We start from the raw sequence: 8,321 nt of genomic DNA, 5'->3' as shown, positions 1-8,321 counted from the left end.
TCCACGCCGGCTATCGCTCCGTCACCGGAACCGCACGTCGCCAGGGGCAGTCCGCCTGGACCGCAATCCAAGCGCTCGTCGAGGGAACCTTTACCGTCGCCTGACTGCTCATCAGCTGCCAGCTAGGTGAGCAGTTACATCGCCGACGGCATCTGCGACGCGGCCATCCTCCGCCGGCTGGAATCCATGCGCCCCGACGGCGAGAAGTCGGAAGGCTGGATGGAGCGCCAGCGCAAGGCGGTCGCCCGCGCGCTCGACCTGCTGGAGGCCGACGCGGCGGCGCTGGCCGGCGAGGCCACCATCGGCACGCTCGCCGTGCTGGCGGCGCTCGGCTATCTCGATTTCCGTTTCGGCCACGAGAACTGGCGCGAAGGCCGCCCGGCGCTTGCGTCCTGGTTCGACAAGGCAGCGGACCGCGACAGCCTGCGGCGCACCGCACCGCCGGTGTAACGTCCGCAATAAGTCGAATGTCCTGCCCTGAAAGCGCGTAATAAAGCGGCGTCCTGCACCAGCGGGCGCCGCTTTTGCTTCGCAACGCTGTTTACCTTCGATTCACCATGACTGGCCAATGGTCGGCCATCGACCATCGCTCGGACCGGCGATTTCGCGGGCGCAACGATGTTTCGATTGTGCGTCGCGAAAACTTCATCGAACCGTCACCCAAACATATAAAGAGAGGGGCTACCCATGGCGTCGGCCGGGCCGCGGAGAACCGCGGGTCCGGTGCGGACAACCTCCAGACCACGGGTGGCCCACATGGCAGATCGCGCCGACCAGCGCCGGCGATCCGGCATCAAGTCGAAAATGCTGATCGCCTTCGGCACCGTGGCGGCACTGCCCTGCATCGCGGCGGTCGTCGGCTGGATGTCCTACGGCGCGGTCCGGGGCCATGTCGCCGACATCACCGGAACGCAGGTGCCGGTGCTCAGCGCCGCGCACGGCCTCGCCACCACCACTGCACGGGTGCTGGCGCTGGGGCCGCTGATCGACGCCGCGTCGTCGGAGGATGACCTGACCCGCCTGCGCAGTGCCGTGGCGGCGCAGCGTGGGGAGTTGGACGGCCAGCTCGCCCGGCTGGCCGATGGGCATGGCGATATCGGCCGCATGGGCGAGCTGGCGGCCACCGCCCGTTCGCTTCTGGGCACCATCGACGCGCTGGGCGCGGCGACCGGCCGCCGGCTGAGCCTGCAGGAACAGCGCAGCGCCCGGCTGGCGGAGTTGAGCGACGCCCATGCCCGGCTGCTGGCGGCGCTGAAGCCGGACATGCAGGCGTCGCGCGAACAGCTTGCCCAGGCGATCGCCGCGATGGTGGAGGCGACCTCGCAATCCTCCGAGGCGATCGGCGGCGAGTTGGGGCAGACGGTGATCCCGTTGTTCCAGCTGCGTGGCGCGGAGGCGGCGCTGACCAAGGCGCTGCTGATCGGCGCCTTCGAGACCGACCGGTCCAAGGTGATGTCGCTGTCCACCGACTTCGATTCGGCGCTGTCCGACCTGCAGGGCGCCCTGCGCCCGCTGTCGAAGAGCGAGGCGGCCGCTCCCGTCGTCGCGGCGATCAACGAACTGGCGGCCTACGGCGACGGCGACAAGAGCGTCTACACCCGCCGCGTCCGCCAGCTGACCCCCGGCATCGGGGAAGCGGAGGCGCACAAGCTGGCGGAGGCCCAGGCCGCCGCGGTCGATGAGATCGTGCGGCTGGACCGCGACGCCAACAGCCGCATGCTGCCGCTGATGCTGAACTCCCGCGGGCGCATCGCAGAGGCCGGAAGCGCCATCGCGGAGCGGATGCAGGATCTCTCCACCAACGTGGTGCCGGAGGCGCAGCACCGCTACACCGTGCTGAGCGGCCTGATGGCCGACGCCAACCTGCTGGCCGGCAAGCTGGCCGAGGCTGGCAATGCGGAAACGCCGGCCCGTCTGGCCGCCGCGCGCCGCACGCTGGACCCGCTGGCCGCGACCATCCGCAAGTCTCTGCAGGACGGGCAGGGCGATCTGGGTGCCGAGGTCCGCCGGTTGGCCGAACGGCTGCTGGCACTGGGCTTCGGCGACGACGGCATCCTGGCGCTGCGCGGCGGCGAACTGGCGGCCTATGCCGAAAATGCCGCGCTGATCGACAGCAACCGCAGCACCGGCGCCGCCCTGACCGGGATGGTCGACGGGCTGGTCCTGGCGGCCGAGCAGGCGACTGCTGACGGGGCCGAAGCCGCCCATGCCGCCCTGGAGCGCACCAACCAGGTGCAGATCCTGCTGGCGACGGCCGGCGTGCTGCTGGCCGGTTTGATCGTCTCGCTCTATGTCGGGCGCCGCGTCGTCGGCCGGATGGAGGCGCTTGCCGACGCCATGCGCCGGGTCGCTGCCGGCGACCTGACGGTGGAGCAGAAGGCCGATGGCAACGACGAGATCACCGACATGGCCCGCGCCCTGTTCGTCTTCATCGCCAACGCCCGCGCCATGGAAGAGGCGCATGAGAAGGTGGAGATCGAGCGGCGCAACGCCGCGTCGGCCCGGCGGACCAGCATGCTGGAGATCGCCGACCAGTTCGAGAGCAACGTGCTGAGCAGCGTCGAGACGCTGGCGGACGCTGCCCGCCAGATGGCGGCACGCGCCCGCTCGCTGACCGACATCGCTGCCAACGCCAACGACCGCGCCGAGGCCGCGATGCAGCTGTCCGGCGAGATGGCGGCCGGAATCCAGCAGGTGGCGACCGCCGCGTCCGAAATCTCGCAATCCATCGCCGAGATCAGCAAGCGCACCGGCGAATCGGCCCGCATCATCGGCGACACCGCCGCCGGGGCGGAGCAGGTCAAGGCCACCGTCGCCGACCTGTCCGGCACCGCCGGCGAGATCGGTACCGTGGTGGGGCTGATCGACGAGATCGCCGGCCAGACCAACCTGCTGGCGCTGAACGCCACCATCGAGGCGGCGAGGGCAGGGGAGGCCGGCAAGGGCTTCGCGGTCGTCGCCGGCGAGGTGAAGGCGCTGGCCAGTCAGACCGCCCAGGCCACCGCCGAGATCGCCCGCCAGATCGCCGCGACCCAGGCGGCCAGCCGCCAGACCGCGGCGGTGGTGGCGACCATGACCGGCAGCGTCCAGCGCATCGAATCCAACGCCTCGGCCATCGCCGCGGCGGTGGAGGAGCAGGCGACCATCACGTCCAGCATCGTCGACAGCTCCCACCGGGTCGCGGTGGGCACGCAGGCGGCATCGGACCATGTCGCCGGCCTGTCGGAGGCCGCAGCCAAGGTGCGCGCCCAGGCCGGCGACGTGCTGCAGGTGGCGGAAAGCCTGTCGCACGAGGCGACCAGCCTCGGCTCCGCCGTGCATCTGTTCCTCCAGGATATCCGGGCGGCGCGATGACCATCGCGAAGCCGGCAAGAATGGGTCGGTTTCATAAAACTGACACGTAAACAAAACAAACCCGTCACCAGCGGTGGCTATGGTCACCGCGACGAAGAAGGCGGGTTACGACCTCCGGCGAAGGCCGGGATTTTCCCAAACCCAACGACACCGTCCAAACCTATCGGGAGTTTTGCCGTGAAAACCATGACCTCGGCGTTCGTTCGTTGCGCCGCCTTCGGTGCCCTGGCCGTTCTGTCCGTGTCGGTCGCCCCGCTGTCGGTCGCCTCGGCCGCCGACATCTCCGGCGCCGGCGCCACCTTCCCGTACCCGATCTATGCCAAGTGGGCCGACGCCTACAAGAAGGAGACGGGCACGGGCCTGAACTACCAGTCGATCGGTTCGGGCGGCGGCATCAAGCAGATCAAGGCCAAGACGGTCACCTTCGGCGCGTCGGACATGCCGCTGAAGCCGGAAGAGCTGGAGCAGGCCGGCCTGATCCAGTTCCCGATGATCATGGGCGGCGTCGTTCCGGTCGTGAACCTGAAGGGTCTGAAGTCCGGCGAGGTCAAGCTGTCGGGCACCGTTCTCGCCAACATCTACATGGGCGAGGTCACCAAGTGGAACGACCCGCAGATCAAGGCGCTGAACCCGAACGTCAACCTGCCGAACACCGCCATCGCGCCGGTGTACCGTTCTGACGGGTCGGGCACCAACTTCCTGTTCACCGACTACCTGTCGAAGACCAGCCCGAAGTTCAAGACCCAGATCGGCGCCAACACCTCCGTCCAGTGGCCGGCCGGCATCGGCGCCAAGGGCAACGAAGGCGTGGCCAACATGGTCAAGCAGACGGACGGCTCGATCGGCTACGTCGAATACGCCTACGCCAAGCAGAACAACATCACGTATCTCGGCCTGCAGAACAAGGACGGCAAGACCGTCGTTCCGAATATCGAAGCCTTCCAGGCCGCCGCGGCGAACGCCGACTGGGCCAACTCCAAGGGCTACTACGTCATCCTGACGGACGAGCCGGGTGCGGAGAGCTGGCCGATCACCGGCGCCAGCTTCATCCTGATGTACAAGAACCCGCAGGATGTCGCGACCTCGGCCGAAGCGCTGAAGTTCTTCGACTGGGCGTACAAGAGCGGCGCCAAGATGGCCACCGATCTGGATTACGTGCCGATGCCGGAGTCGGTCGTCTCCATGGTCCAGAAGACCTGGTCGCAGTCGATCCAGGCCGACGGCAAGCCGATCTGGACCGCGTCGGCCAAGTAACCACGGCCAACCCGACCCCGGGATGCGCCGGCAGACGGTGCGCCCCGGGGGCATGATCCGCCGGTGGGGACGGAAATTTCGCCGCCCCCACCGCACGCCTCACGGAGCGGCCATGACCGAGATCGCGCTGACTTTGACCGACGCACACGCTTCCACCGCCCGACGGGCCCGCCGCCAGCGCCTGCAGGATGCGGCTTTCCGCAACGCCACGCTCTTCTTCGCGCTGCTCGTCCTGTTCATCCTGGGCGGCGTCACGGTTTCTCTCATCGACGGCGCGCTTCCGGCACTGCGCGCGTTCGGCTTCGGGTTCGTCACGACCGAAGTCTGGAACCCGGTGTCGGAGGAATTCGGCGCGCTCGCCCCCATTTACGGCACGCTGATCACCTCGGTCATCGCCATGGCTGTCGGCATTCCGGTCAGCTTCGGCATCGCGCTGTTCATCACCGAGATGTGCCCGGCCTGGCTCAAGCGACCGCTCGGCGTCGCGATCGAGCTGCTGGCCGGCATTCCCAGCATCATCTACGGCATCTGGGGCCTGTTCGTCTTCGCCCCCTTCATGCAGTCGACCATCCAGCCCTTCCTGATCGCCACGGTGGGGCAGGTTCCGGGAATCGGCAACCTGTTCATGGGCCCGCCCTACGGCATCGGCATCCTGACCGCCGGCCTGATCCTGGGCATCATGGTGCTGCCCTTCATCACCTCCATCACCCGCGACGTCTTCGAGACGGTGCCGCCGATGGTGCGCGAATCCGCCTACGGGCTTGGCGCCACCACCTGGGAAGTGGTGTGGAACGTGGTGCTGCCCTACACCCGCACCGGCGTGATGGGCGGCGTCATGCTGGGGCTGGGCCGTGCGCTGGGCGAGACGATGGCGGTCACCTTCGTCATCGGCAACGCGCACCGCATCAGCTCCTCCATCATGGCGCCGGGTACGACGATCTCGGCCTCCATCGCCAACGAATTCACCGAGGCGGTCGGCGACGTCTACACCGCGTCGCTGGTGGCGCTGGGCCTGATCCTGTTCCTGATCACCTTCGCCGTGCTGTCGATCGCCAAGCTGATGCTGCTGCGCCTGCAGCGCCAGGCCGGAGTCTGAGGCCATGAGCATGTCAACTTCCGCGACGCTGGCCGCTCCGGCCGGCGGCCTGTACAACCGCCGCCGCATCGTCAACAAGGTGGCGCTGGCCCTGGCGCTGGGCGCCGCCGGCTTCGGCCTGTTCTGGCTGGTCGCCATCCTGTGGACGCTGCTCTACAACGGGCTGTCGGCGATCAACATCGCCCTGTTCACCGAGAACACGCCGCCGCCGGGCGGGGAGGGCGGTCTGCTGAACGCCATCTTCGGCAGCGTCATCATGACCACGGTCGCCACCCTGGTCGGCACGCCGATCGGCATCATGGCCGGCACCTACCTTGCCGAGTTCGGCCGCGACCGCAAGCTGGCCGAGGTGGTGCGCTTCATCAACGACGTGCTGCTGAGCGCGCCGTCGATCATGGTCGGCCTGTTCGTGTACGAGGTGATGGTCATCCGCATGGGCCATTTCTCGGCCTGGGCGGGGGCCATGGCCCTGGCGGTCATCGTCATCCCCGTCGTGGTCCGCACGACCGAGGACATGCTGAAGCTGGTGCCCAACAGCCTGCGCGAAGCCGCGGCCGCGCTCGGCGCTCCGCAGTGGAAGGTGATCACCATGGTCGCCTACCGCGCCGCCCGCAACGGCATGATCACCGGCGTCCTGCTCGCCATCGCCCGCATCAGCGGCGAGACGGCGCCGCTGCTCTTCACCGCCCTGAACAACCAGTTCTGGAGTGCGGACATGAACGCGCCGATGGCCAACCTGCCGGTGGTCATCTTCCAGTACGCGATGTCTCCCTACGAGGACTGGCGCCAGCTGGCCTGGGGCGGCGCGCTGCTGATCACGGTCGCCATCCTGCTCCTCAACATCGGCGCCCGGCTGCTGGCCGGTCTCGGCTCGACGAGAAAGTAACCATGACGATGACCCACATGGACGCCAACAGCCCCGCCCACGGCAGCCACGCCCACGGAAGCCACACGATGCCCCCCGGCATGATCCCCGGTGCCGGTGCCGACCGCGGAATCGCCGGCGCCGGCCTGCCCGAGAAGATCAGCATCCGCAACCTGGACTTCTTCTATGACGGCTACCGGGCCCTGAAGAACGTTTCGCTGCCGCTGTACGACCGTCAGGTCACCGCCTTCATCGGGCCCTCGGGTTGCGGCAAGTCGACCCTGCTGCGCATTCTGAACCGGATGTACGACCTCTACCCCAAGCAGGTCGCGACCGGCGAAGTCATGCTGGACGGCGTCAACATCCTGTCGCCCAAGCAGGACCTGAACCTGCTGCGCGCCCGCGTCGGCATGGTGTTCCAGAAGCCGACGCCGTTCCCGATGTCGATCTATGACAACATCGCCTTCGGCGTGAAGCTGTACGAGAAGCTGTCCCGCGCCGAGATGGACGAGCGGGTGGAGTTCTCGCTGCGCCGCGCCGCCCTGTGGGACGAGGCGAAGGACAAGCTGCGCCAGAACGGCATGAGCCTGTCCGGCGGCCAGCAGCAGCGCCTGTGCATCGCCCGCGCCATCGCGGTCAAGCCGTCGGTCCTGCTGCTGGACGAGCCGACCTCGGCGCTCGACCCCATCTCCACCGCCAAGTGCGAGGAGCTGATCGACGAGCTGCGCTCCGACTACTGCATTGCCATCGTGACCCACAACATGCAGCAGGCGGCCCGCATCTCCAACTTCACCGCCTTCATGTATCTGGGCGAGCTGATCGAGTTCGGGAACACGGAAGAGATCTTCACCAACCCGACCAAGGAAAAGACGTCCGAATACATCACCGGCCGGTTCGGCTGACGCCCATGCTCCGCCGGTCCTTCCCACCAGGGGGAGGGCCGGCGGGGAATTGTGGTTGGGTTGCATACTGGAAGCTGTTCAGGGCGGCGGTTCATTCAACCGCCGCCTTTCGTGCGCTTCTGAAGTAAGGTGGGATCGGGCCGCTCACCGTGATGGCGGGAACGGCTGCGAAGTGAAGGATTTTCTTGAATCGGAGGCCTCCGGCATCGTCGTCGTGGCGCGCCTGCCGGCCGATATCCAAAAACACCTCGGCGCCAAAACGACCCGCGTTTTCCTGTCGTCGGAAACCAGGGACAGCCATAAGAAGCACAGATGGACCCCGGAAGCCTTTGCCCGTCTCCAGGAGATTTTGGACCAAGGCGAGGTTCGGGAGGATCGCGAGAGGCACGTGGTCATAGCGCACCATGACTCGGTCTGGTGGTGTGCGGTCGTCAAAGTGACTGTGGATCGCAAGGAGGTCTATCTTCAGTCCCTGCGGCGCAGCAACAACGACCAGATCGCAAACATGCGAGCGCGCGGAGTTCTGATTCGCCGAAGTAGAGGAAGGTAGCGGCTGGGGAGAGAGACACGCCCCACGGACCCGAAGGCTACCCGGCATCTCTTACAGTACGCCGCCACCTGTGTTTGAGCATAGCCGGGAACCATGGATTCGACAAGTCGCACAAATCGACGATTATTTTACATAACTATTCTTATGTGTCGGAACACTTGTAGGCGCAAAGCTAAAATGTCAGTCCAGCGCAACATAGAAGTGTCAGTCTTCCATCCCGTTTTCGACGGCTGGGAGGCTGGCGATGGGCTGGATCACGATGAGCGAACGAGACTTGCAACGGGTCGAGGTTCTCGGCGA

The 8,321-nt window shown here is 66.9% G+C and carries 7 protein-coding genes; all 7 read left to right on the top strand.

What is annotated here, in order from left to right:
* Positions 1 to 126: 126 nt before the first annotated feature.
* The 7 genes from VD964_RS24090 (at position 127) to VD964_RS24060 (ending at position 8,021) form a co-directional block, all read left to right on the top strand.
* On the top strand, positions 127 to 450 hold the full coding sequence (locus tag VD964_RS24090; RefSeq protein ID WP_324871028.1) for a glutathione S-transferase C-terminal domain-containing protein: 324 nt from the start codon (positions 127 to 129) through the stop codon (positions 448 to 450).
* Between the two features lie 306 nt (positions 451 to 756).
* Positions 757 to 3,354: a methyl-accepting chemotaxis protein gene (locus tag VD964_RS24085; RefSeq protein ID WP_324871027.1), complete on the top strand. Its 2,598-nt coding sequence runs from the start codon at positions 757 to 759 to the stop codon at positions 3,352 to 3,354.
* Positions 3,355 to 3,540: 186 nt separating this feature from the next.
* Positions 3,541 to 4,608, top strand: a complete 1,068-nt coding sequence (gene pstS / locus VD964_RS24080; RefSeq protein ID WP_324871030.1) for a phosphate ABC transporter substrate-binding protein PstS — start codon at positions 3,541 to 3,543, stop codon at positions 4,606 to 4,608.
* Positions 4,609 to 4,720: 112 nt separating this feature from the next.
* A complete protein-coding gene (gene pstC / locus VD964_RS24075) occupies positions 4,721 to 5,704 on the top strand; it encodes a phosphate ABC transporter permease subunit PstC (RefSeq protein ID WP_324871026.1) in 984 nt (327 codons plus the stop codon).
* Positions 5,705 to 5,708: 4 nt separating this feature from the next.
* Positions 5,709 to 6,590 (top strand): phosphate ABC transporter permease PstA, encoded by an 882-nt coding sequence (gene pstA / locus VD964_RS24070; RefSeq protein ID WP_324871025.1) that lies wholly within the window; start codon positions 5,709 to 5,711, stop codon positions 6,588 to 6,590.
* Between the two features lie 80 nt (positions 6,591 to 6,670).
* A complete protein-coding gene (gene pstB / locus VD964_RS24065; protein ID WP_324871029.1) occupies positions 6,671 to 7,471 on the top strand; it encodes a phosphate ABC transporter ATP-binding protein PstB in 801 nt (266 codons plus the stop codon).
* A 172-nt stretch (positions 7,472 to 7,643) separates the two neighbouring features.
* Positions 7,644 to 8,021: a hypothetical protein gene (locus VD964_RS24060; protein ID WP_324871024.1), complete on the top strand. Its 378-nt coding sequence runs from the start codon at positions 7,644 to 7,646 to the stop codon at positions 8,019 to 8,021.
* Positions 8,022 to 8,321 lie beyond the last annotated feature (300 nt).

It is taken from the genome of Azospirillum sp. (genome assembly GCF_035628975.1).
Classification (GTDB): Bacteria; Pseudomonadota; Alphaproteobacteria; order Azospirillales; family Azospirillaceae; genus Azospirillum.
Note: the sequence above shows the minus strand (reverse complement) of the source record. Positions and strands in the feature narration are given on the sequence as shown.